Genomic DNA, 22,696 nt, shown 5'->3' with positions numbered 1-22,696 from the left:
AGGACAGTTCCCTGCGACTACCATGGTAGTCCGTAGATTGCTCGATCTCGTTATTTCGGCTTGGGCAGTTTCATGTCCACTATGCCTTTGTCGCCAAGCTGGTACGGCATGCGTATGAATGGACTGGTGTACCCCATCGCATCGCGGGTGACCATGTAGCGGCCATCCGATTCGGCAGTAGCCAGAATGATTGCGTCAGGCAGTTTGATCTTCTTCTGTGAGCCGAGAATGCTGTTGGCCCTGATGTCGATTGCCTTGTCAGTGATTTTCTGATTAATCTGGATGACCAGCAGACCAGCGAGCTTAGCCATTGAATCGGCATATTCCGCAGTCGTTATCGTTCCGTTACCAACGTCGCGTCGCAGCCCGACAGCGAACTCCATGTAGGTGATGTTGCTTATTGCGATGTCCGTGTAGTACAGAAGCTCTTTCCTGGCCGCGGGCACGCCTTTAAAGAAATCGATAACAATGTTGGTATCGATTAATGCTATCGCCATTCTTCTCGCATCTCTCGTTGGAACTCCACAGCGTCGTCACCAAATACGTCCTTGTCTTTCAGGCTGCCAAAGGCGCTCATGAACTTGGCCAAATCCGGCGATTGGGCGGATTCGGCGGCCGCAGGTGTCTGGCGTGTGGGCGGCGTGGTTTCACCCGTCAATCGTTTCCAACGAGATCGGCCAAGCGTCTTCACTGGGTCTGTCATATCGCACCTCATTTTGCTTAGATCCATGGGATCAGTGTAGCCCACTTCTGGCGCTTATCGCCTTGCTGAACAGGGTATACCTGATTCGATCAACGAGGGCAGCGCACAACGCCAACCTGCCTTGCAAGCTCATGGCGACCTTACACCAGCGGCAGCGCGGTGGTGTCCTTGATCCGCTGCAGCGCGAAGCTCGACTTCACATCGGCCACCGCCGGGTGGCTGAGCAAGGTCTGCATCATGAAGCGCGAAAAGTGGTCCATGTCTTCCACGTGCACGCGCAGCAGGTAATCCATCTCCCCCGTCATCGCGTAGCAGGCCACCACTTCCGGCCAGTGCTCGACCGACAGCGCAAAGTCCGCATGCGGCGAACTGGTGGCGCGGCGCGCACCGGCCGCGTTGCTGGATGCCTCGCTGTGCTTTTCCAGCCGCACGTTCACATACGCCAGCAAACCGAGCCCGATCTGGGCCGGATCGAGCAGCGCCACGTACTGGCGGATCACGCCCGCTTCTTCCAGTCGCTTGATGCGGCGCAGGCAGGGGGAGGGCGACAGGCTGACCCGGTCGGCCACGTCCTGGTTCGACAGGCGCCCGTCCGCCTGCAAGATCGCCAGAATCTTCCGATCTGTTTTATCGAGCACAATTTTTGGCATATTTTCTCCGAAAGCCGCATTCCAACGCAATATTATTGCTCAAATCACTGTGCGTGGGGCAGTGTTTGAAATTTAATGCCTGTGTCGCGGGACTATACTGTGCCCTATTAAAATAGGAGACTGTCATGCAATTTACGCCTTGGGAAAACCCGATGGGGACCGATGGATTCGAATTTGTCGAGTACGCGGCGCCGGATCCGAAAGCGCTCGGCGCGCTGTTCGAGCAGATGGGCTTCACCGCCATCGCGCGTCACCGCCACAAGGACGTCACCTTGTATCGCCAGGGCGACATCAACTTCATCATCAACGCTGAAAAAGACTCGTTCGCGCAGCGCTTCGCGCGCACCCACGGCCCGTCCGTCTGCGCCATCGCGATCCGCGTCGACGACGCCGCCATGGCTTACCGCCGCGCGCTCGAACTGGGCGCCTGGGGCTTCGACAACAAGACCGGCCCGATGGAACTGAACATCCCCGCCATCAAGGGCGTGGGCGACTCGCTCCTGTATTTCGTCGACCGCTGGCGCGGCAAGGGCGCCAACGCCGGTTCGGCGCCAGGCACCATCGGCGACATCAGCATCTATGACGTCGACTTCGTCGCCATTCCGGGCGCCGTGGCCAACCCGGTCGGCAACGGCCTGACCTACATCGATCACCTGACCCACAACGTGCACCGCGGCCGCATGAAGGAATGGGCCGAGTTCTACGAGAACCTGTTCAACTTCCGCGAAGTGCGCTACTTCGACATCGAAGGCAAATTGACCGGCCTCAAATCAAAGGCCATGACTTCCCCGTGCGGCAAGATCCGCATTCCGATCAACGAATCGTCGGACGACAAGTCGCAGATCGCCGAATACCTCGACGCCTACCACGGCGAAGGCATCCAGCACATCGCGCTTGGCACCGACAATATCTATCAGTCGATCCAGGGCATGCGCGACACCGGTATCGTGTTCCAGGATACGATCGAGACCTACTATGAGCTGATCAACCGCCGCCTGCCGGGCCATGGCGAGAACCTCGACGAACTGCGCCGCCTGCGCATCCTCGTCGATGGCCACAGCAGCGAAACCGAACGCGAACTGCTGCTGCAGATTTTCACGCAGACCGTGATCGGCCCGATCTTCTTCGAGATCATCCAGCGCAAGGGTGACCAGGGTTTTGGCGAAGGTAATTTCCGCGCGCTGTTCGAGTCGATTGAACTCGACCAGATCAAGCGCGGCGTCCTACAGGACACCACCACGGCGTAAAAGGCCGGGCGGCGTCCACGAGGCGCCGCACCGACCCCGCCGCACGAGAATAACGGAGACAACAATATGAACGCACCACTAGACCGGGCTCACCTCGATGCCGAGCCGTCGCACGAGATTTCGCTCGACGACAAATGGACGCTCGAGCGCGGCCGCGCCTTCATGACCGGCACCCAGGCGCTGATCCGCCTGCCGATGATGCAGCGCGAACGCGATCTCAAGGCCGGGCTGAACACCGCCGGCTACATCACCGGCTACCGCGGCTCGCCGGTCACCTCGGTCGACATGACTGCGGTCAAGGCCAAGAAGCACCTCGACGCCCACCACGTCAAGTTCCATCCCGGGATGAACGAAGACCTGGCCGCCACCGCCGTCTGGGGCACCCAGCAAACGAACCTGTTCAAGGACGCCAAGTACGACGGCGTGTTCTCGATGTGGTACGGCAAAGGCCCGGGCGTGGACCGCTGCGGCGACGTCTTCAAGCACGCCAACAACGCCGGCAGCGCAAAGCATGGCGGCGTGCTGGTGCTGGCCGGGGACGATCACGCGGCCAAGTCCTCGTCGACCGCGCACCAGTCCGATCATATTTTGAACGCCTGCGGCATTCCGGTGCTGTACCCGGCCTCGGTGCAGGAATACATTGACTACGGCCTGCACGCCTGGGCCATGAGCCGCTACACCGGCCTGTGGGTATCGATGAAGTGCGTCACCGACATCATCGAGTCCGGCGCCGTGGTCGACTTCGACCCGGACCGCGTGCAGATCACACTGCCGACCGACTTTGTGCTGCCTGAAGGCGGCCTCAATATCCGCTGGCCCGACACCGTGCTCGATATGGAAGTGCGGATGAACAGCTTCAAATGGTACGCGGCGCTGGCTTACGCGCGCGCCAACAAGCTCAATAAGATCATCTGGGACAGCCCAAAACCGAAGATCGGCATCATCACCGCCGGCAAATCGTACCTCGACACGCGCCAGGCGCTGGCCGACCTGGGCATCGACGAGCAAGCGGCCGCCGACATCGGCATCCGCCTGTACAAGATCGGCATGACCTGGCCGCTCGAAGCGGAAGGCGTGCACGAATTCGCCAAGGGCCTCGACGAAATCCTGGTGGTCGAAGAGAAGCGCCAGATCCTCGAATACGCGCTCAAGGAAGAACTGTACAACCTGCCGGACGGCCAGCGTCCGCGCGTGGTCGGCAAGTTCGACGACACCGGCGAATGGTCGAACAAGGGCGGCACCGGCCACGGCGACTGGCTGCTGCCGGCCACCTATGAGCTCAACCCGGCCCAGATCGCGCGCGCGATCGCCAGCCGCATTTCGCACTACTGCGCCGGCCATCCGGTCGAGCAGCGCGTGAAAGAGCGCATCGCCTACCTGGAAGCGAAAGAGCTGGTACTGAAAAACGTCAGCACCAAGCCCAATCCCGACACCGACCGCACCCCGTACTTCTGCTCCGGCTGCCCGCACAATTCGTCGACCAAGGTGCCGGAAGGTTCGCGCGCCCTGGCCGGCATTGGCTGCCATTACATGGTGCTGTGGATGGACCGCGAAACCTCGACCTTCACCCACATGGGCGCCGAAGGCGTCACCTGGGTTGGCCAGGCGCCGTTCACCAACGAGAAGCACGTCTTCACCAACCTCGGTGACGGCACCTACTTCCACTCGGGGATCCTGGCGATCCGCGCGGCGGTGTCGGCCAAGGTCAACATCACCTATAAAATCCTGTTCAACGACGCGGTGGCCATGACCGGCGGCCAGGAGTTTGACGGCCCGCTCGACCCGGGCATGATCAGCCGCCAGATCGCGGCCGAAGGCGTGGGTCCGATCATCGTGGTCACCGACGAACCCGAAAAATACCCGGCCGACTACAAGTGGGCCGAGGGCGTGACCGTGCGTCACCGCAGCGAATTGATGGACGTGCAGCGTGAACTGCGCGACAAGCCGGGCGTGTCGGCCATGATCTACGACCAGACCTGTGCGTCCGAAAAACGGCGTCGCCGGAAACGCAATGAGTATCCGGATCCAGCCAAGCGCGCCGTCATCAACGAGGCTGTGTGCGAAGGCTGCGGCGACTGCTCGGTGCAGTCGAACTGCCTGTCGGTCGAACCGCTGGAAACGGAACTGGGCCGCAAGCGCCAGATCAACCAGTCGTCCTGTAACAAGGACTTCTCGTGCGTGACGGGCTTTTGCCCGAGTTTTGTCACGGTCGAAGGCGGCTCGCTCAAGAAACCGAAGAAAGCCGCCAGCGGCGACGCGGCCCCGCCGCAGCTGCCGACGCCTGTCCTCAAGGGCACGGCCGCGCCTTACGGCATCCTGATCACCGGGATCGGCGGCACCGGCGTGGTTACCGTCGGCCAGATTTTGGCGATGGCGGCCCACGTCGAAGGCAAGGGCGCGATCGTGCTCGACATGAGCGGACTGGCCCAGAAGGGCGGCCCGGTGATGTCGCACGTGCGCCTGGCCGACAAGCAGGCCGATTTGCATTCGACCCGCGTGGGCACCGGCAGCGCCGATCTGGTGATCGGCTGCGACCTGATCGTCACGGCCAGCCGCGACGCACTCTCGCGCATGGGCGAAGGCCGCACTTACGCGGCGATTAATTCGACCGGTTCGTCGACGGCGGCATTCGTCAAGAATCCGGACTGGCAGTTCCCGGGCGCGTCTTCGCAGGCCGAAATCGTCAAGGCCTGCGGCGCCGAGCGCGTGGACTTTGTCGACGCCGGCCAGATCGCCACCGCGCTGATGGGCGACTCGATCGCTACCAATATGTTCATGCTCGGCTACGCGTGGCAAAAAGGCCAGGTGCCCCTGACCGAAGCGTCGATCATGAAGGCGATTGAACTGAACAACGTGTCGGTCGGCTTTAACAAGAGCGCGTTTACCTGGGGCCGCACGGCGGCGCATGACTTGCAGTCGCTCGTCAAAATGACCACCCCGGCCAAGGTGATTGAATTCAAGCGCACGCAAACCCTGGACGAGATCATCAACAAGCGCATCGAGCTGTTGACCGCTTACCAGGATGTCGCTTACGCCAACCAGTACAAGAGTTTTGTCGACCAGGTGCGCGCCGAGGAAGCGAAGCTGGGCAAGGGCACGCGCCTGGCCGAAGCGGTTGCGCGCTACTTCTACAAGCTGATGGCGTACAAGGACGAGTATGAAGTCGCGCGCCTGTACACCAACGGCGCCTTCCAGGAGAAGATCGCAGGCATGTTCGAGGGCGACATCAAGCTCAAGTTCCACCTGGCGCCGCCGCTGTTGGCCAAGCATGACGCCAACGGCCAGCTGGTCAAGCAGGAATTCGGTCCGTGGATGATGAAGGCATTTGGCCTGATGGCGAAGATGAAGGGCCTGCGTGGCGGTGCGCTCGACATCTTCGGCTACACGGCCGAACGCAAGATGGAACGCGCACTGATCGCCGAGTACCGCAACACGGTCGCCTCGCTCCTGCCGAAGTTGACTGCAGAGACCCTGGCGCAAGCGGTGGCCATTGCCAGCATCCCTGAAGATATTCGCGGGTACGGGCATGTGAAGGAACGTCACCTGAAGGCGGCAAAGGAGAAGGAAGCCGCGCTGCTGGCCGCCTTCGGCAAGCCGGCCTCGCCGGACGGCGTGATCCAGATCCATCGGGTCGCGTAAGACCGGGTCGCGTAAGACCGGGTCGCGTAAGACCGGGTCGCGTAGACCGGTTGGCGCAAGATGAATGGCCCGCTCTCCAGCGGGCCATTTTTTCGTCCCGGGTTATGATATCGGCATCGCAACCGACCAGGGCAGACCACCATGTTCATCACCGCCAAAGGCACTTTCGAGATCACCATGCAGGCCCCGCCATCGGGCGAGGGCGCCGGGCGCGTCTCGCTCGGGCGCATGCTGATCGATAAATATTACAGCGGCGACTTGATCGGCATCGGCCAGGGCGAGATGCTCTCGGCCGGCAATCCGGCGGCCGGGTCGGCGGGCTACGTGGCCATCGAGCACGTGACCGGGACCTTGGACGGCATGAGCGGCAGCTTCGCCTTGCAGCACGCCGGCACCATGCACCAGGGCGCGAGCCACCTGTCGATCAGCATCGTGCCGGGGTCGGGGACGGAAGGACTGACCGGCATCCAGGGTAAATTCAAGCTCGATATGGTCGACAACACCCACTACTACGAACTCGAATACACGATGGACCTGTTGTAAGCTGCGGAAGGCCACTAAACCTCAAGACCGTCGTTCCCGCCTGCGCGGGAAAGACGGTTTGGAGTACTGTGGTCAAAACGACGTCACGCTACGGCAGCAAAATCGCCGCCAGCACCATCCCCAGTCCCACCAGCGACACCGTCCACGCGATCGAGCGCACCACCGGAATGCCGGCCGCGTACAGCGGCACGTAGACCACGCGCGCGATCAGGTAAGCCCACGCGCCCCACAAGGTCAGGTCGCCTTCGCGCCCGCCCACGTGTGCGATCAGGATGGCGGCGGCGAACAGCGGCAGCGTCTCGAACAGATTGGCCTGCGCCCGTTGCAGGCGCGCCGTCACCACCCCCGGCGGCGGCGCCGGCTTGTCGCGCGCGCTCATGTTGTATTCCATCCCGGTCTCCTTGTTGCGCATGGCGCTGGCCGCCATGATCTGCACCACTGCCAGCACCAGGGTCCAGCCCAGGATCATCAATTCCGTCGTCATCGCGTGTTTCCCCGTAAACGCCGGCAATTGCCGACAATATGGTCAGATTAACAAAGAATTTGCCTCGGCCGTGCACGCTTGGTGTTGCATTCTGTGCACATGTATTGCGTTTAGGTAAATTGCACTGGCATTTCTCCCTTAAAATTGAACGTTTTGCATCTTTGCAGCTTGCTTAACACCTGGAGAACGCCATCAACGCCCCGACCAACGCCCCGTCCCCCGAGCTGACGGCCCGCCTGACCGCCCCCAGCGCCGCCTACAAGAACAGCGCGCGCCTGGCCGTCGCCGGCCTGCTGCTGTTCGTCGCGCTGTATTGCGGCCTGGCAGGCTGGTTCTTGTACACCCCCTGGCAGGTCTTCTTCGAAGGCGCCGGCAGCGACCTGGGTATTTTTGCCTGGGTCATGGCCATCTGTTCGCTGTTCATCGCGGTCATGATGATCAAGGCGATTTTCTCGGTCAGTAACGCCAAGTATGACGGCCTGCATGAGGTCACGGCGGATGACCAGCCGCGCCTGTTCGCCTACCTGTTCGAACTGGCCGACGCCGCCGGCGCGCCGCGTCCGCACCGGGTGTTCCTGTCGGCGACCGTCAACGCCGCCGTGTTCTACGACCTGTCGCTGTTCAACCTGATTTTCCCGTCCAAAAAGAATCTGCTCATTGGCCTGCCGCTGGTAAACACCCTCTCGCGCGGCGAACTGCGCGCGGTGCTGGCGCACGAATTCGGCCACTTCGCCCAGCGTTCGATGGCGGTCGGGCGCTGGGCCTACGTGGCCCAGCAGATCGTCGGCCACATGGTTACGCGGCGCGACAGCTTCGACGAATTTTTGGTCGGGATCGGGCGCATCGACTTTCGCCTGACCATCGCCGTCGGCGTCCTGCAAGTGATCATCTGGTCGATCCGTTCGCTGCTCGACACCGTGTTCCAGGTCGTCATGCTGATGCAGCGCGCCCTCTCGCGCGAGATGGAAATGCAGGCCGACCTGGTGGCCGTCTCGCTCACCGGCAGCGATGCCCTGGTCCACGCGCTGCACCGCACCCGCGGCGCCGACGACGCCTGGGACCGCGCACTGGCCTTCATCCAGGGTGAATACGCGGCCGGGCGCGCCACGCGCGATGCGTTCGCGGTCCAGACCCACATCCTCCAGCGCATGAGTAACATTCTCAACGACCCCAGTTACGCCAACGTGCCGCCGCTGCCCGAAGAACGGCGCCACGCGCACCGCGTGTTCAAGGCCGAACTGGCGCAGCCGTCCAAGATGTGGCTGACCCACCCGCTCAATCACGAACGCGAAGCGAACGCCAAGCGCATTTACGTACACGCGAAGATCGACCCGGCCAGCGCCTGGTCGATCTTCGAGCAGCCGGCGGCGCTGCGCGAACAGATCACGCGCACCCTGCTGGTGGGCGACCACAAGCCCACCTTCGTCGAGCTGGAAGAGTCGCTCAAGACGCTGGCGCGCCCGTTCAAGCGCGAACAGTACAGCCGCCGCTATTGCGGCATCTACTTCAGCCGCGCGCTGACGCGCCATGCCTCGGCCCTGACGCAACTGCGCGACGCCCACTACGCCGCCTCGCCCGCCACCCTGGCGAGCCTGTACCCGGCCACGCTGACGGACGACGTGCACCAGCTGCGCAACCTGAGCGATGAACGCACGCAGCTCGACGCCCTGATCGCCGGCCGCCTGACCGCGCCGGGTGGGGTGGTGCGCCTGCGCGGCGAAGAATTCCGCAAGAAGCAGCTGCCCGCCGCGCTGGCACGGGTGCGCGCCGAGATCGACGAGGTCGAGCAGCGCCTGTACCGGCACGACCGGCTGTGCCGCAGCTGGCACCAGGACATGGCGCGTCAACTGGGCGGCGGCTGGCAAGCCTATCTCGACGGCCTGCTGGCAATGGTGCACTACGCCGAACACCGCCTGGCCGACCTGTACGACGCCCAAGGCATGATGCACAACGCGGCCGCCGTGGTCACCGCCGTGAACCGCGTGACGGCCGAAGGCGTCGCCCGCGTGGTGGGGCAGGCCGCCGGACTGTACTCGGTGCTGGACCAGATCTACCGCGAGGCGGCGCAGGTGCACATCGACCCGCGCCTGGCCGCGCGCCTGGCCGTGGACACCGATTGGCAAACGGCGCTCGGCAACTTCAACATGACGCCGCCCCATGCCGACACCATCAACGACTTCATGCACTACTCGGACGGCTGGGTCAACGCCTTGTCGAGCTGGCTCGATGCGCTGCGCGCCGATGCGCTCGAAGAATTGCTGCTGACCGAAACCATGATCGCGCGCTGCTCGCGCGGCGGCGAAGCGATGGTACTGGCCCCGCCTCCCTCGCGCGCGCCCGCGTCGTACCCGGTGCTGCTGGCCGGCGCCGAACGCAAGCGCCAGCAGCAGCTTGGCTGGTGGGCGCGCTTCCAGCGTGCCGACGGCATGGTCCCGGGCGCGGCGCGCCTGCTGGTGGCGGCGTCGATCGTGATCGCCGTCCTGAGCGCCGGCTCGTTTACCAAAGGCGGCGTGTCGGCCTATGGCAGCGATCCGGTGATCATCGTCTACAACGGCCTCGGTTTGCCGGTCTCGGTCGACATCGACGGGCGCAAGGCGGTGGTGCCGGCGCACGTGAACCGTGAACTGAGCGTACCGGCATTGGGCAAGCACCACGTCGAAACGCGCAGCGGCGACGGCCGCCTGATCGAAGCGTTCGACGCCGTGGCCGAGCGCGGCGGGCACCCGGTGTACAACGTCGCCTCGGCCACGCCGCTGGTGCAGTGGCACGCCACGTACGGCAACGACAAGCCGGTTCCGGACGAGATGCTCGGCACCGTGCGCTGGGTCGACCGGCGCGCCGACTTCCGCTTTGAAAAACCGCCCGAGTCGATCTCCAGCAAGCATGGCGGCGGCTCGCGCAGCGTGCTTGACGGCCTGGCCGACGCCAGCCCGGAAACCCAGATCGGCGCGCTCGAGAACGAGGCCAAGGCCAAGCAGCTCGGCCTGCTGCACGCGCGCTGGGACGAGACCTCCGCCGCGCACAGCGAAACCTGGTTCACCTACGCCGCCACGTTTCCGGAGTTTGGCGCCATCCTGGCGGAACGCTTGAAGCGCGCCCCGCGCGACGTGCTGCTGCGGCGCGCCGAAATGGATGCGGTCGATGGCGCGCAAAAAGCGGCGCTGTGCAAGGACCTGGGCGCGCAAGCGGCCGCGCAGCCGGACGACGGCGACCTGGCCTACCTCGCGCTGCGCTGCCGCGACACGGGCCCCGGCGCGCACGGCGAGATGCTGGCGGCGCGCGCGCGCTGGCCCAAGAACCTGTGGCTGGCGCGCTGGTCGGCCTACGACAAGCTGCATTCGAAAGACTTCACCGACGCCGTGGCCGACCTTGAACAGATCGCGCGCGGCTCGGCGGCGGGCAGCAATTACGCCAGCATGGACCTGGCGCGCCTCAAGCGCTTGCTGGGACAGGATGCCGATCTCGCGCAACTGGCAAGCCGGTCGCCGCAACTGGAAGAGCTGCTCACGATCGAAAAAGGCGTCTTTCCGGCTGGCTCGCCGCTGCGCGCGTATGTCGCGCTGGCCAGCGGCCGCGTCGACGAGGCGTCCCGCATGGCCGCCTCCAATCCGGCGCGCGCCGCGCACGTGGTGCGGCTTGCCGCCGCCTCCGACGGCGCCGATACCGCCCTGATCAAGCGCGCCATGGCGCTGCCGTTCGGTGAAGGAATGGGCAGGGCCAACGTCTGGCTCGGCCTGGCGCTGGCGCACAAGCATGGCTACGATACGGCGCCTTACCGCAACGCGACGGGTTCGGCGGCCGGTCCTTATCAGGCGCCGATGCTCGCATTTATCGACGCTATCGCCGCCGGCAAGAATCCGCGCAGCGCCGAACGCCTGCTCGACACCATCCCGCCCGAGCAGCGCGCGTATGCCTGGAGCGCGGCGCTGGTGCTGTTGGGCGAGAAGGCCCCGCCTGAATGGCGCACCTCGGTCAGGCGCCTGCTGTTTTCATCGGAGCGGCCGTACTTCAAGAGCGCGTAACGACGCCAGATTGCCGATACCATGGCGCGCAAAGCGGACTATAATTTCCGGTTCGCGCGCACCGTGCGCCCTGTATTGACAACTTTGCCGGAGCTTTACCGATGATCCGTTCTGCGCTGCTGCTTGCCCTGCTGTCCGCTATTCCCTTCGCCCACGCCGCTCCCGACCTGACCACTGTCGCCGAGCGTTCGCAGTTCCAGAAAACCGGCCGCTACGACGAAGTCATCGCCCTGTGCGCCGCGTTCCAGAAGGCCTATCCGAAGCAGGTCAGGTGCATCGAGTTCGGACGCACGCCGGAAGGGCGCCCGATGCAGGCGCTGGTGGTCACGCGCACCGGCGCCTTCACGGCGCAGGCTGCGGCGGCGCGCGCGCTGCCGGTGGTGCTGGTCCAGGGCGGCATCCACGCCGGCGAGATCGACGGCAAGGACGCCGGCTTCCTGGCGCTGCGCGAGATGCTGGAAAACCGCGCCGCCCCTGGTGCGCTCGACAAGCAGGTGCTGCTGTTCGTCCCGGTCTTCAACGTCGACGGGCATGAGCGCTTCAAAGAGTGGAACCGGCCGAACCAGCGCGGCCCGGTCGAAATGGGCTGGCGCACCACCGCCCAGAACTTCAACCTGAACCGCGACTACGCCAAGGCCGATTCGATCGAAATGCAGTCGATGCTGGCGCTGGTGAACGCGTGGGACCCGCTGGTGTATGTCGACCTGCACGTGACCAACGGCGCCAAGTTCGAACACGACATCTCGATCCAGGTCGAACCGGTGCACTCGGCCGATGTGGAGTTCCGCAAGGCCGGGCTGGCGCTGCGCAGCGGCGTGCTGGCCGATATCACCAGGCTGGGCTCCATTCCGCAGCCGTTCTACATGTCGTTCGCCGAAGAAGACAATCCGGCGTCGGGCTTTGCCGACGGCGTCTCGGACCCACGTTTTTCGACCGGCTATTTCGCTTTGCGCAACCGGATCGGCGTGCTGGTCGAGACCCATGCGTGGAAGGACTATCCGACCCGCGTGCGCATCACGCGCAACTCGGTGGTGTCGGTGCTCGAACAGGTGGCGCAGCATGGCAAGGCGTGGCAGACGGCGGCGCGCGAGGCCGATGGTCGCGCGGCGCGAGTGGGCGGGACCGAGCTGCCCATGACCTACAAGGCGACCGATAAAAAGCGCATGATCGACTTCCGTGGTTACGCCTACACGCGCACGCTGTCGGATGTGTCGGGCGCGCTGATGACGCGTTACGACGAAAGCCGCCCGCAGGTCTGGACCGTGCCGCTGCGCGACGAGATCGTGCCGGACGTGATGGTCACAGCGCCCAAGGCCGGCTACATCGTGCCGGCCGCGCATGCGGCCATGGTGGGGCAAAAACTCAGCCAGCACGGCATCAGCTACCGCACCCTGGGTACGGCGCAGGCAAAGGCCGATGTGGAGACCTTCCGCGCCGAGAAGGTGACGTACGCTCCGGTCTCGCTCGAATCGCATGTGCGCGTGACCTTGCAGGGAGGGTGGAAGGCGGAGCCGCGCGCGATCGAAAAGGGCGCATTGTTCGTGCCGGTGGCGCAGGCCAAGGCGCGCCTGGTGGTGGCCCTGTTCGAACCGGCCGGCCCGGATTCGCTGGTGCAGTGGGGGATGTTCAACACCGCGTTCGAGCGCAAGGAGTATATGGAGGACTACGTGGCCGAAGATGTCGCGCGCGAGATGATGGCCGCCGACCCGGCGCTGGCGGCGGCGTTCAAGGCGAAGGTGGACAGCGATCCGGCGTTCGCCAAGAACCCGGACGCGCGGCTGGCATTTTTCGCCAAAAGGCATACCTCGTACGACGAGCGCTTGAATTTGTATCCTGTGCTGCGGACTGCGGTGGCGCCGTAAGGACACTTTGACGGAACGGCCGCCTGTGACTATTGTGTACGATGAGCTGATCAAACCGGACGTCGAACAGATTGCGCCCGTTGCGCATTGCGCTACAAGGGTTCAACGAGTGGCAAATGGGCGGCTATACGGCCACCAGAGACTGATCAGTGCGCGTTCCGCGTCCGGCGAGCTGCATAGTGCCGTGTACGGCTGGCTTCAAAATTGTTGAAAGTGATCGCATGGACAGTTATCAAGACCCCGAGCCTGGTAAGACGTACATAAGCCCTCGCCTTCCAGACTTTGACGACAAGAGCAGAATGGTAAGGATAGCTACCAAGCTTATCGAAAACCCTCAAAGCTACGCCTTCGCCCAAGTCAAGGACGAGATCGTTCTTCGCCACAAGGAGGGAGCAAAAAGCTGTATCACAGCAAAGTTCTTTGAAGACGACAGGAAGATGTTCGTCCTCAGTATTCAAGGCTACACCGTCGCTACAGGCAAACCCCACAATGCAAGCTTTTCTTTCATAGGGGATGAGATAGGTAAGCTCGTAGAATTTCTCCACCACATTCAAGCCATGCCGCTTGACGGTAACGGACCGAAGAAAATCACCGACGAAGCCTTGAGGCGTTTGATCCTTTCCAGCACTCAAGCAGAATCGCTCTACAAGGACAACCAGGAGCTTTTTGCCGAGGTCATCAGGTCAGCCATTACGAAGGATGATGTCATTGCAGTAGGCTACAGGAAGAGGCAACTGCAAACCTTCAAACGTTTACTTGAAGATCCTGACTACTTTGAAGAAGTCAAAAAGCAAAAAGAATGCAAGGACGAGGCGGTTTGGCAAAAGTATTTTGAGAAGAATCCTTGGATTTTTGGCTACGGCCTGAGCTATCTGTACCTGTCTTCACTGGACGACAACAAGTTAGAACAGTACGTACAAGGATTTACCGTTGCCCAGCATGGGAAACGGGTTGACGCACTCTTGCGAACACGCGGCGCCATCTCAAGCCTGTGCTTTGCGGAGATCAAAACGCACAAGACGTCCTTGCTTCAGAAAACGTACTACCGTAAAGGTTGCTGGGCACCTTCCGAAGACCTTGCAGGCGGCGTTTCGCAAGTTCAAGTCACCGTCGCTATGGCAAGCGATACACTGCGTCACAAGCTGGCAATGACCGACGACATGGGCGACCCTACGGGCGAGGTAGCCTACAACTATACACCTAAAGCATTTATGGTTATCGGAAGTCTGCAAGAGTTCAGTTCTGACAAAGGCGTTAACGAAGAACGATATCGTTCATTTGAGCTATTTAGGCAGAACACCACCAGTCCCGAAATTTTCACCTTCGACGAACTGTATGAGCGAGCAAAGTTCATCGTCATGCAACACGATAAATAATAGAAACAACCTAAACCATAACAACGAAAACCGATGAACAGCGCCGGATGTTGATTAAGACAGACGTAACATCGACGGCTCTAATTCCTGTTTAGAAAACGCATCCGTGATCCGGCAAGTAAAAGCACTTTACCGGAACCACATGTTTCCTGGCTAGCGTAAAAAAGCCCGCATCAGCGGGCTTTTCGGTTAAAACCGCTATCCTCACATCGGCTGCAGCGGAATCGTCCCCATCACCGGGGTCGAACACGGTTCTTCGTCAAACGCGATATCGCCCAGCGGGCTGGCCACGCCATCGGCCTTGATATCCTTGAACCCGAACAGATCCTGGTCCATCAGATGCGAGGGCACCACCGTCGACAGCGACGAGAAAATGCTCTCGACCCGGCCCGGATATTTTTTCTCCCATTCGCGCATCAGGTTCTTGATCTGCTTGCGCTGCAAATTCTCCTGCGAGCCGCACAGGTCGCACGGAATGATCGGGAACTGCTTGACCTCGGCGTAGCGCTCCGAATCGGCTTCCTTCACGTACGCCATCGGGCGGATCACCATGTGCTTGCCGTCGTCGGACACTAATTTTGCAGGCATGCCCTTCAGTTTCCCGCCGAAGAACATATTCAGGAAGAAGGTCTCGAGGATGTCGTCGCGGTGGTGGCCCAGCGCGATCTTGTTGCACCCGAGTTCATCGGCCACCCGGTACAAGATCCCGCGCCGCAGCCGCGAGCACAGCGAGCAGGTGGTTTTCCCTTCGGGGATCAGGCGCTTGACGATGCTGTAGGTGTCCTGGTTCTCGATGTGGAACGGCACGCCCAGTTTGGTCAAATACGCCGGCAGGATATCGGCCGGGAAGTTCGGCTGCTTCTGGTCCAGGTTGACGGCGATGATCTCGAAGTGGATCGGCGCGCGTTCGCGCAAGGTCAAAAGGATATCCAGCAGCGCGTAGCTGTCCTTGCCGCCCGACAGGCACACCATCACCTTGTCGCCGTCTTCGATCATATTAAAGTCGCCGATCGCCTGGCCGACCTGCCTGCACAGGCGCTTGTGCAGCTTGTTGTTTTCATGGGCGAGCTTGTCGCCGCTGCGCTCGATCAGGTCCGCTTCGCTCATGCTGTTTCCTTGATCTGGAATACTTCCACGCCCACGCCTTCGCAGTCGGGATACACATCCGGCTTCATGGTCGACACGCACACCGCGTGCACGTTCGGGTGCGCCAGCATGGCGCGCACCACGTCGTCGCACAGGGTCTCTTGCAGATGCACGTGGCCCTGCGCCATGCGGCGCGCGATGGTTTCGCGCATGAAGTCGTAGTCGACCACTTCGCCCAGCTGGTCATCCTTGGGCGTGGACAGCGCCAGCGGAATGTACAGGTCGACGTTGATCAGGACGCGCTGCTCGCCCTTCTTTTCGAAGTCGTGCACGCCGATGTTGATCATTACTTCGTAATTGCGCAGGAACAGGCGGCGGCAGGCGCTCAGCTTGGGGTGGGACAGGGCGGACAGCATAGGGAGTCTTTCAGGTTGTTTTATTTGGTAAGGAACATCACGTCGCGCGCCAGCGGCACCAGGTGCTGGCCGCCGTCGACCACCAGGGTGGTGCCGGTAATGGCGCGCGCGCCGGCCAGGTAGCACACGGCGGCCACGATGTCGTCCGGCGTGCTCGATTGCCCGAGCGGCGTCGCCTGGTGCGCTTGTGCGAAGCCGGCCTCGGTCTGCTCGCCCGAGACCATGGTGATCCCCGGCGCCACGCCGACCACGCGCACCGTCGGTGCGAGCGCTTGCGCGAGCATGCTGGTGGCGGTGTGCAGGGCGGCCTTGGACAGGGTGTACGACAAATAGTCGGGATTGAGGTTGTACAGCTTCTGGTCGAGCAGGTTGATGACGACCGCCTGTTGACCGGCGGGCGTGGCCGCGTGCAGGGCCTGGGCCAGCAGGATGGGTGCTGCCACGTTGGCTTGCATGTGCTGGGCCAGCAGCGCCGGCGAAAAGTCGGCCGCGCTGTCGAAGTCGAACTGGGATGCGTTGTTGACGATGCAGCCGACCGGCCCCAGTTTCTCTGCCGCGCGGCCCACCAGGGCGCGCACGCCGGCGTCGTCGGCCAGGTCGCATTGCAGCAGGGCGGCGCGGCGGCCCAGCGCGCGAATGGCGTCGGCCACCTCGCGCGCGTCGGCTTCGGACGAACGGTAGTGCAGCGCCACGTCCCAGCCGGCGCGCGCCAGGCCGAGCGCGATGGCGCGGCCGATGCGGCGTCCGGCGCCGGTCACGAGGGCGACCGGGGGACGTTCAGTGGGTGCGGCTTGTTGCATAAATGAGCAGAAGTATGGACAGAAAAACAGACAGATCGGGCGCCGTGCCGGCGCGAGTCGCTATTATCGCCTAAAGTTCGCTCACCCCTCCCAAAAGGACGCCTTTATGCACCCATCCGTTGTTCCGTCACCGGGTCGAACAGGATCGCCTTCGACAGGTCGAAGGCCAGGTTGATGCGCTGGCCCGGCATGGCGTGCGCGCGCGGGTGCGTGCGGCAGGTGGCGCGCACGCCGCCGACCCAGGTAAAGACCAGGGTATCGGGGCCGGTCGGCTCGGTCATCTCGACCAGGCAGGTCACTTCGGTCGGTTCGTACCCTTCGTGGGCGCCCGACTGGCGCGCGCTCAGGGCGTCGGTGACGTGCTCCGGACGGATGCCGAGGATGACTTCACGCCCGTGCAAGGCGCCGTATTCCGTGCCGCCGGCCGGCAGCGGCAGCAGGGCGATGTCGCCGTCCACGTCGAGCGTAAACGCGGTGCCGCCGCCGTGCTGCACCAGTTTGCCTTTCAAGAAATTCATCGACGGCGAACCGATAAAACCGGCCACGTACAGATTGTCCGGGCGGTCGTAGATTTCTTGCGGGCTGCCGTACTGCTGCACCACGCCGTCGCGCATGACGGCGATCTTGTCGCCCAGGGTCATCGCCTCGATCTGGTCGTGGGTGACGTAGACAATCGTGGTGCCCAGGCGCTGGTGCATCAGCTTGATCTCGGCACGCATCTCCACGCGCAGCTTGGCGTCCAGGTTCGAGAGCGGTTCGTCGAACAGGAACAGCGACGGGTCGCGCGCAATGGCCCGGCCCATGGCCACGCGCTGGCGCTGGCCGCCCGACAGCAGGGCCGGCTTGCGGTCGAGCAGGTGGGTCATCTGCAGCGTTTCAGCCACGCGCGCCACGATCTTTTCCTGTTCCGCCTTCGGCACCTTGCGGATGCCCAGGCCAAACGAGATGTTTTCGCGCACCGTCATGGTCGGGTACAGCGCGTACGACTGGAACACCATGGCGATGTCGCGCGACTTGGGCGGCACGTCATTGACCACCCGGTCGCCGATCAGGATTTCGCCTTCCGATACCGTCTCCAGGCCGGCGATCATGTTGAGCAAGGTCGACTTGCCGCAGCCGGAACCGCCGACCAGGATCAGGAACTGGCCATCCTCGATTTCGAGGTTGATGCCTTTTAAAATTTCAGCGCCGTTCGGGTACACCTTGCGCACATTGCGGATCGATAAACTGGCCATCGTTGTGTTTCTCCTGCCTTGAATGAGTTGAAATCAGCCCTTGACCGCGCCGGCGGTCAGCCCGCGCACGAAGTATTTACCGGCCACCAGGTACAGCCCCAGGGTCGGCAAAGCGGCGATGATGGCCGCGGCCATGTTGACGTTGTATTCGGTCACCCCGGTCGATGTGTTGACCAGGTTATTCAGTGCCACCGTGACCGGCTGCGCATCGGCGCCGCCGAACACCACGCCGAACAGGAAGTCGTTCCAGATCTGGGTGAACTGCCAGATGAAGCAGACCATGAAAATCGGCAGCGACAGCGGGAAGATCACGCGGCGGTAGATGGTAAAGAAGCCGGCGCCGTCGATGCGGGCGGCGTTGACCAGTTCTTCCGGCACCGTGACGTAGTAGTTACGGAAGAACAGCGTGGTAAACGCCACCCCGTAGATGATGTGCACGAGGATCAAACCGGTGGTGGTATTGGCCAGCCCGACCATGCCGAGCAGGCGCGCCATCGGCAGAATCACGACCTGGAACGGAATGAAGCAGCCGACCATGAGGGCGGTAAACACCACGTTCGAACCACGGAAGCGCCAGTGCGCCAGCACGTAGCCGTTGATCGATCCGATCAGGCTCGAAATGAGCACCGCCGGAATGGTCATGCTGACCGAATTCCAGAAGTAGGGCGCCAGGCCTTCGCAGCGCACGCCGGTGCAGGCGCCGCTCCAGGCGCGGCCCCAGGCTTCGGTGGTCGGGGCCATCGGCAGGTCGAGGATGGTGCCGGTGCGGATCTGTTCGAGCGACTTGAAGGACGTGGTCAGCATCACGTACAGGGGCGCCAGGTAGTACAGCGCCACCAGCGTGAGCAGCACGTAGATGAAAATCCGCCCGGGGGTGAGGCGGGGTTGTTCAGCGACCATGGCGGGCTCCTTTGGTTTCGAGGTACATCAGGGGCACCAGTACCGCCAGCACGGTGGCCAGCATCATCATGGCCGACGCCGCGCCCAGGCCCAGCTGGCCGCGCGTGAACGAGAACTGGTACATGAAAATGGCCGGCACGTCGGACGAGGTGCCCGGTCCGCCCGCGGTCAGCGCCATCACCAGATCGAAACTCTTGATGGCGATGTGCGAGAGCACCAGCAGCACGCTGAAGAACACCGGGCGCAGCGCCGGGATGACGATGCGCAGGTAGATCGTCGGCAGGCTGGCGCCATCGACCATGGCGGCCTTGATGATGGCGTCATCGACGCCGCGCAGGCCGGCCAGGAACAGCGCCATCACAAAACCCGACGACTGCCACACCCCGGCAATGACGACCGTGTAGATCGACATTTCGGAGTCCACCAGCCAGTCCAGGCGGGCGTTGACGAAACCCCAGTCGTGCAGCATTTTTTCCAGCCCGAGGCCGGGATTGAGAATCCATTTCCAGGCCGCGCCGGTGACGATGAACGAGAGCGCCATCGGATACAGGTAGATGGCGCGCAGGGCGCCTTCGGCGCGGATGCGCTGGTCGAGCAAGATGGCGATGGACAGGCCGATCGCCAGGCATAACAGGATGAACAGGCCGCCGAAGATGCCCAGGTTGGCCGCCGCCGTCCACCAGCGGTCCAGCCCGAACAGGGCGGTGTACTGGCCGAAGCCGGCGTACTCGAAGCGCGGCATCATGCGCGATTCGGTCAGCGACAGGAATGCGGTGAGCACGATGAAGCCGTACACGAAGACGAGCGACATCAGGATGGTGGGCGCGAGCATCAGGCGCGCCATCCAGGCGTCGATGCGGGCGGCCCAGCGCGAGGGAACCGCGGGGGCGCGCGTGCGCGCCTGCGGCCCCGGACTGGAAGTCAGGGAGGAAGCGGACATTTAGATCTCCAAAAGGCGGATGCGGGCCGGCGCCATGAAGCGCGCCGGCCTGGCAGGTACGCGCGCGGCCATGGGCCGCGCGGAGGTGCTACGGGAAGCTTATTGCGTTTTTGCCGCTTTGGCCAGTGCCTGCACCGCTGCCTGCGGGGTCATGGCCGAGTTCATGAACTTGGCAACCACGTCCTGGATCGCGCCGGCCTTGGCCGAGTCGAGTGCCATGCCGTGGGCCAGGCTTGGCAGCAGGGCGTTGCCCTTGTTGCTGGTGGCCATGTCATCCATCGACTTGGTGGCGCAGCTGTCGAACTTGGTGCGGGCGATGTTGGCGCGCGCCGGGATCGAACCCTTGTTCAGGTTGAAGACTTCCTGGAATTCCGGGCTCATCACGGCCGACGCGAGGGTCAGCTGGGCTTTCTGCTCTTCCGGATTCTTGACCGTGAACATGGCCAGCGAATCGATGTTGAAGGTGAAGGCTTTCTCGGTGCCCGGTGCGGCCACGCACAGGAAGTCCTTGCCCGCTACCTTGCCGGCGGCGGTGAATTCGCCCTTGGCCCAGTCGCCCATGAACTGCATGCCGGCCTTGCCGTTGATGACCATGGCGGTCGCCAGGTTCCAGTCGCGGCCGGCGGCATCCTTGTCGATGTAGGTCTTGATCCTGGCCAGGGTTTCGAAGGATTTGATCATGGTCGGGCCGGTCAGGCTGGCCGCATCGAGCTTGACCAGCGACTTGTTGTAGAAGTCGGCGCCGCCGACGCCCAGCACCACCGTTTCAAAGATGGTCGTGTCCTGCCATGGCTGGCCGCCGTGGGCGATCGCCACCAGGCCGGCTTTCTTGATCTTGTCGGCCGCGGCGAAGAATTCGTCGAAGTTGGTCGGCGTTTTGGCGCCGGCCTTGGCCAGGACCGCCGGGTTGATCCACAGCCAGTTGACGCGGTGCACGTTGACCGGTGCGGCGACGTAGTGGCCTTTGTATTTCATCACGTTGGAGATGACCGGTGGCAGCAGGCTGTCCCATTTGCCGGCGGTGGCGGCGCTGTCGATATTGGCCAGCACGCCTTCATTGCCCCATTCCTGGATGGCCGGGCCCTTGATCTGGGCGGCGGTCGGCGGGCTGTTGGCGATGACGCGCGCTTTCAGGGCGGTGGTGGCGTTTTCGCCAGCGCCGCCGGCGACAGCGAAGTCTTTCCAGACGACGCCCTTGGCTTCCATCATTTTCTTCAGTTCGGCGATCGATTTGGCTTCGCCACCGGAGGTCCAGTAGTGCAGCACTTCGACTTGCGGTGCCGCTTGCGCGACGCCAGCTAAGGTAACCAGGCCGGCTGCGGCCAGGAAGAATTTGATTTGTTTGATTTTCATCTGGTTCGTCTCCAACGATTTTTTGGTTTGACTGCGAGTGTGATTGATCAGCAAGGTGCGCGGGGTTCACCGCGCACGCTTGCTAGTTGACTGCTGGTGTTACCACCAGGCTTCGAGGTGGATGCCGTACGAGGTGCCGCTGGTGCGGTCGCCATATACCGGGCCGCCATTGTTGAAGGCGTTCACGGCGCCGGTGGCGGCGTCGTTCCATTTGCCGTAGCTGACAAAGGCGCGCAGCTCGGGACGCGCGTAGTAATCGCGGCCCAGGGTGATGGTCGGGGCGATGGTCAGTTTGGTCAGGCGCTGGGCCGACGGGTTCATATCGCTTTTCAGGCGGGTCACGCCCAGTTCCGCTTGCATCTTGAAGTTTTCTGCCAGGGCGTACACAGGGCGCGCGCCGACGGTGGTCCAGGTGTTGCTACCGGTGACAGGCGACTTGTCGCGCTGGTACAGGGCCACGAATTCCATGCTGAAGTCGCGGGTTGGCTGCACCACGATATCGTTGAACACGCGCACGCGCGTCACGTCCGAATCGAGCAGGGTGCTGCCGGAAGGACCCATGCGCGCGCAGCAAGGACCGCCGATGCCGGTGCCGGGGCCGACGCCGTACTGTACGCCGAAGGTGTTGCCGCCGCCGAAGAGCTTGGCCTGGCGGTGGAACAGCGAAACCTGGTAGCCGTTATGGGTCTTCTGGGCGATGTTGTCGTCGCCCTGGGCGTGGATCAGGCTGACCGCGATGTCGAGGGTGCCGTCCTGGTTGACCGGCAAGCCTTCGTAGACGATGTTCTGGCGCAGCGCCGAATTGGTGCTGCGCAGGGTGCGCACGCCGGTCAGCGGATCGGTGGAGTAGACGTTGTCGTCGTTATCCTTGAACACGGCGTAGCTGATCTTGCCCGGGCCCATAGGGTAGCCATCGACGCCGCCGCCGGTACCGTTCATGTTGATGTACTGCATGTCCAGCATGTGGATGTCAGGACGGTAGTAGTGACGCTTACCGGCCCAGATAATGCCGCCGTTCATGAACGGCAGGTTTTTCGCTTCCACGTAGGCTTTCGAGACGGCCAGTTTGGCGTCGCCGAAGTCCGAGCTGTTCTTGTAAGCATCGACCCAGAAGGTGCCGACAAAGGTGGCGCCGTTGCTGGCCTTGGCCAGCGCGTGGGTGTAGCCGAATTCCGTGAAGCTGTCGCACTCGTTGCCGAGGCGATAAGACATGCTGATGCCGCCCAGGCCGTAGCAGCTTTGCGAGCCGCCGTTGGTGGCCGAGCCGACGCCTGCGCGCAGGTAACCATGGAATCCCTCGGTCTCATGGTCGCCCGCAATGGCGCCACTGCTGGCGAACGCGAGCAGCAAGGCAGTGGCTAATGTACTTTTGGTAATACGTTTCATTTAGTCTCCTTATTAGTATGTAAAGTAGCGTGGCGAGGTGGCGCTACTTTGGTC

18 protein-coding genes are annotated in these 22,696 nt (G+C 62.9%); 6 read left to right on the top strand and 12 right to left on the bottom strand.

Annotated features, from left to right (window positions below; all coding sequences use genetic code 11):
- Positions 1-50 precede the first annotated feature (50 nt).
- From F1609_RS10490 to F1609_RS10480, 3 genes are all read right to left on the bottom strand, one after another.
- A complete protein-coding gene (locus F1609_RS10490) occupies positions 51-497 on the bottom strand; it encodes a PIN domain-containing protein (protein ID WP_167076367.1) in 447 nt (148 codons plus the stop codon).
- Positions 488-703 (bottom strand): hypothetical protein, encoded by a 216-nt coding sequence (locus F1609_RS10485; RefSeq protein ID WP_167076366.1) that lies wholly within the window; start codon positions 701-703, stop codon positions 488-490. The genes F1609_RS10490 and F1609_RS10485 overlap by 10 nt, the downstream gene beginning before the upstream one ends.
- Before the next feature lie 140 nt (positions 704-843).
- Entirely contained in the window at positions 844-1,353 is a 510-nt protein-coding gene (locus F1609_RS10480) for an Lrp/AsnC family transcriptional regulator (protein WP_099873715.1), read from the bottom strand.
- Between the two features lie 125 nt (positions 1,354-1,478).
- Here F1609_RS10480 and hppD point away from each other — a divergent pair, with 125 nt between their 5' ends.
- From hppD to F1609_RS10465, 3 genes are all read left to right on the top strand, one after another.
- Entirely contained in the window at positions 1,479-2,600 is a 1,122-nt protein-coding gene (gene hppD / locus F1609_RS10475) for a 4-hydroxyphenylpyruvate dioxygenase (RefSeq protein ID WP_167076365.1), read from the top strand.
- Positions 2,601-2,666: 66 nt separating this feature from the next.
- The gene (locus F1609_RS10470) at positions 2,667-6,239 is read left to right on the top strand and encodes an indolepyruvate ferredoxin oxidoreductase family protein (RefSeq protein WP_167076364.1); all 3,573 of its coding nucleotides are present in this window, start codon (positions 2,667-2,669) and stop codon (positions 6,237-6,239) included.
- A 141-nt stretch (positions 6,240-6,380) separates the two neighbouring features.
- Positions 6,381-6,782: a DUF3224 domain-containing protein gene (locus tag F1609_RS10465; protein ID WP_167076363.1), complete on the top strand. Its 402-nt coding sequence runs from the start codon at positions 6,381-6,383 to the stop codon at positions 6,780-6,782.
- A gap of 88 nt (positions 6,783-6,870) precedes the next feature.
- On the opposite strand, the gene F1609_RS10460 is transcribed toward F1609_RS10465, so the two are convergent.
- Positions 6,871-7,266, bottom strand: coding sequence for an MAPEG family protein (locus F1609_RS10460; protein WP_167076362.1), 396 nt, complete (start codon positions 7,264-7,266; stop codon positions 6,871-6,873).
- Positions 7,267-7,601: 335 nt separating this feature from the next.
- On the opposite strand from F1609_RS10460, the gene F1609_RS10455 reads away from it, so the two are divergent.
- From F1609_RS10455 to F1609_RS10445, 3 genes are all read left to right on the top strand, one after another.
- Positions 7,602-11,288, top strand: a complete 3,687-nt coding sequence (locus tag F1609_RS10455) for a M48 family metallopeptidase (RefSeq protein WP_167076361.1) — start codon at positions 7,602-7,604, stop codon at positions 11,286-11,288.
- Positions 11,289-11,389: 101 nt separating this feature from the next.
- A complete protein-coding gene (locus tag F1609_RS10450) occupies positions 11,390-13,150 on the top strand; it encodes a M14 family metallopeptidase (RefSeq protein WP_167076360.1) in 1,761 nt (586 codons plus the stop codon).
- Positions 13,151-13,371: 221 nt separating this feature from the next.
- Entirely contained in the window at positions 13,372-14,526 is a 1,155-nt protein-coding gene (locus F1609_RS10445; protein ID WP_167076359.1) for a Shedu immune nuclease family protein, read from the top strand.
- Positions 14,527-14,730: 204 nt separating this feature from the next.
- Here F1609_RS10445 and ttcA read toward each other — a convergent pair whose 3' ends face one another.
- The 8 genes from ttcA to F1609_RS10405 all read right to left on the bottom strand — a co-directional run bounded on the left by ttcA (position 14,731) and on the right by F1609_RS10405 (position 22,642).
- Positions 14,731-15,633 carry a tRNA 2-thiocytidine(32) synthetase TtcA gene (ttcA, locus tag F1609_RS10440; protein ID WP_167076358.1) on the bottom strand — a complete coding sequence of 301 codons (903 nt, stop codon included), beginning with the start codon at positions 15,631-15,633 and terminating at the stop codon, positions 14,731-14,733.
- Positions 15,630-16,028, bottom strand: coding sequence for a dihydroneopterin aldolase (locus F1609_RS10435; RefSeq protein WP_167076357.1), 399 nt, complete (start codon positions 16,026-16,028; stop codon positions 15,630-15,632). The genes ttcA and F1609_RS10435 overlap by 4 nt, the downstream gene beginning before the upstream one ends.
- Before the next feature lie 20 nt (positions 16,029-16,048).
- Positions 16,049-16,828: an SDR family oxidoreductase gene (locus F1609_RS10430; RefSeq protein WP_167076356.1), complete on the bottom strand. Its 780-nt coding sequence runs from the start codon at positions 16,826-16,828 to the stop codon at positions 16,049-16,051.
- A 104-nt stretch (positions 16,829-16,932) separates the two neighbouring features.
- The gene (locus tag F1609_RS10425; RefSeq protein ID WP_167076355.1) at positions 16,933-18,063 is read right to left on the bottom strand and encodes an ABC transporter ATP-binding protein; all 1,131 of its coding nucleotides are present in this window, start codon (positions 18,061-18,063) and stop codon (positions 16,933-16,935) included.
- Positions 18,064-18,096: 33 nt separating this feature from the next.
- Complete coding sequence (locus F1609_RS10420) at positions 18,097-18,963, bottom strand: carbohydrate ABC transporter permease (RefSeq protein ID WP_167076354.1); 867 nt, start codon at positions 18,961-18,963, stop codon at positions 18,097-18,099.
- Positions 18,953-19,807, bottom strand: coding sequence for a carbohydrate ABC transporter permease (locus F1609_RS10415; protein ID WP_229421798.1), 855 nt, complete (start codon positions 19,805-19,807; stop codon positions 18,953-18,955). Before F1609_RS10415 ends, F1609_RS10420 begins: the two co-directional genes overlap by 11 nt.
- A 195-nt stretch (positions 19,808-20,002) precedes the next feature.
- The gene (locus tag F1609_RS10410) at positions 20,003-21,256 is read right to left on the bottom strand and encodes an ABC transporter substrate-binding protein (protein WP_167076352.1); all 1,254 of its coding nucleotides are present in this window, start codon (positions 21,254-21,256) and stop codon (positions 20,003-20,005) included.
- A gap of 99 nt (positions 21,257-21,355) precedes the next feature.
- On the bottom strand, positions 21,356-22,642 hold the full coding sequence (locus tag F1609_RS10405) for a maltoporin (RefSeq protein ID WP_167076351.1): 1,287 nt from the start codon (positions 22,640-22,642) through the stop codon (positions 21,356-21,358).
- Positions 22,643-22,696: the final 54 nt, after the last annotated feature.

The sequence above is a fragment of the Massilia aquatica genome (genome assembly GCF_011682045.1).
In the GTDB taxonomy this organism is placed as follows: Bacteria; Pseudomonadota; Gammaproteobacteria; order Burkholderiales; family Burkholderiaceae_D; genus Telluria_A; species Telluria_A aquatica.
This window is presented reverse-complemented; position numbering and strand designations above follow the sequence as displayed.

Coding starts and splice junctions, on each gene's coding strand:
- F1609_RS10490 (WP_167076367.1), bottom strand. CDS start 497: ATGGCGATAGCATTAATCGATACCAACATTGTTATCGATTTCTTTAAA.
- F1609_RS10485 (WP_167076366.1), bottom strand. CDS start 703: ATGACAGACCCAGTGAAGACGCTTGGCCGATCTCGTTGGAAACGATTG.
- F1609_RS10480 (WP_099873715.1), bottom strand. CDS start 1,353: ATGCCAAAAATTGTGCTCGATAAAACAGATCGGAAGATTCTGGCGATC.
- hppD (WP_167076365.1), top strand. CDS start 1,479: ATGCAATTTACGCCTTGGGAAAACCCGATGGGGACCGATGGATTCGAA.
- F1609_RS10470 (WP_167076364.1), top strand. CDS start 2,667: ATGAACGCACCACTAGACCGGGCTCACCTCGATGCCGAGCCGTCGCAC.
- F1609_RS10465 (WP_167076363.1), top strand. CDS start 6,381: ATGTTCATCACCGCCAAAGGCACTTTCGAGATCACCATGCAGGCCCCG.
- F1609_RS10460 (WP_167076362.1), bottom strand. CDS start 7,266: ATGACGACGGAATTGATGATCCTGGGCTGGACCCTGGTGCTGGCAGTG.
- F1609_RS10450 (WP_167076360.1), top strand. CDS start 11,390: ATGATCCGTTCTGCGCTGCTGCTTGCCCTGCTGTCCGCTATTCCCTTC.
- F1609_RS10445 (WP_167076359.1), top strand. CDS start 13,372: ATGGACAGTTATCAAGACCCCGAGCCTGGTAAGACGTACATAAGCCCT.
- ttcA (WP_167076358.1), bottom strand. CDS start 15,633: ATGAGCGAAGCGGACCTGATCGAGCGCAGCGGCGACAAGCTCGCCCAT.
- F1609_RS10435 (WP_167076357.1), bottom strand. CDS start 16,028: ATGCTGTCCGCCCTGTCCCACCCCAAGCTGAGCGCCTGCCGCCGCCTG.
- F1609_RS10430 (WP_167076356.1), bottom strand. CDS start 16,828: ATGCAACAAGCCGCACCCACTGAACGTCCCCCGGTCGCCCTCGTGACC.
- F1609_RS10425 (WP_167076355.1), bottom strand. CDS start 18,063: ATGGCCAGTTTATCGATCCGCAATGTGCGCAAGGTGTACCCGAACGGC.
- F1609_RS10420 (WP_167076354.1), bottom strand. CDS start 18,963: ATGGTCGCTGAACAACCCCGCCTCACCCCCGGGCGGATTTTCATCTAC.
- F1609_RS10415 (WP_229421798.1), bottom strand. CDS start 19,807: ATGGCGCGCCTGATGCTCGCGCCCACCATCCTGATGTCGCTCGTCTTC.
- F1609_RS10410 (WP_167076352.1), bottom strand. CDS start 21,256: ATGAAAATCAAACAAATCAAATTCTTCCTGGCCGCAGCCGGCCTGGTT.
- F1609_RS10405 (WP_167076351.1), bottom strand. CDS start 22,642: ATGAAACGTATTACCAAAAGTACATTAGCCACTGCCTTGCTGCTCGCG.